The sequence below is a fragment of the Chromatium okenii genome (genome assembly GCF_016583745.1).
In the GTDB taxonomy this organism is placed as follows: domain Bacteria; phylum Pseudomonadota; class Gammaproteobacteria; order Chromatiales; family Chromatiaceae; genus Chromatium; species Chromatium okenii.
The window spans coordinates 1-672 of sequence record NZ_NRRQ01000120.1; the positions used below are offsets into that span (position 1 = coordinate 1).

Below are 672 nucleotides of genomic sequence, written 5' to 3' on the forward strand. Positions count from 1 at the left end.
CACCTGACTTAAATCCGATTGAAAACTATTGGGCAAAAGCAAAAGCGATTCGTAAAAGGAACCATTGCTCAGTTGATGCTTTGTTTGCCTGTCATTTGTAATCATTTTATGTTGGATCGACTATATGCCATCACTAACTGTTGCACAGTTGAGAAATTTGCCTTGATCTTGGCAGTGAGTGCCGACTAAAGTCCCTGTTAAGACTCTAGGAGTTACGCAGTTGCGAACAAGCCATACAATGGTGCTGATAAATAAAATCGCACGGCACTGCGCACGATCTTATTTTTTGCTTCCATAATGCTTATTCCAGTTCGATAGAAGTAGCGTTCCAAAAGTATGAAAGCACGAATTGCAAGACCAATATGATTGCGTTGAGAAATTGCTGAACGCGCTTGACAGCGTTCCACACCGCAGTTTTGTTTGAGATCGTGATGATAAACTTCAATCATCCATCTTTTTTCAGCCAAACTTTTGCGCATCAAATTTGACATTAAAAAATCATTAGTCGCCCAGTATTCCGTGTCACCGTTTTTGGAAACGATCCGGAATGCTTTTACTAAGCCATAACCTTTTAGGTGAACAATTTCTCCCTCAGAAGAAAGATGAACATCTCTAATCGCTCTGTTTCCGGTTCGGTCTGGATCAACTTGCCGGTTTGATTTGAGCTGCGTC

1 protein-coding gene is annotated in these 672 nt (G+C 41.2%); it reads right to left on the minus strand.

The genetic code is table 11. The annotated features are described in order from the left end of the window. Positions 1-212: 212 nt before the first annotated feature. On the minus strand, positions 213-672 hold a 460-nt coding region (locus tag CKO12_RS14450; protein ID WP_200155409.1), incomplete at its 5' end, for a transposase.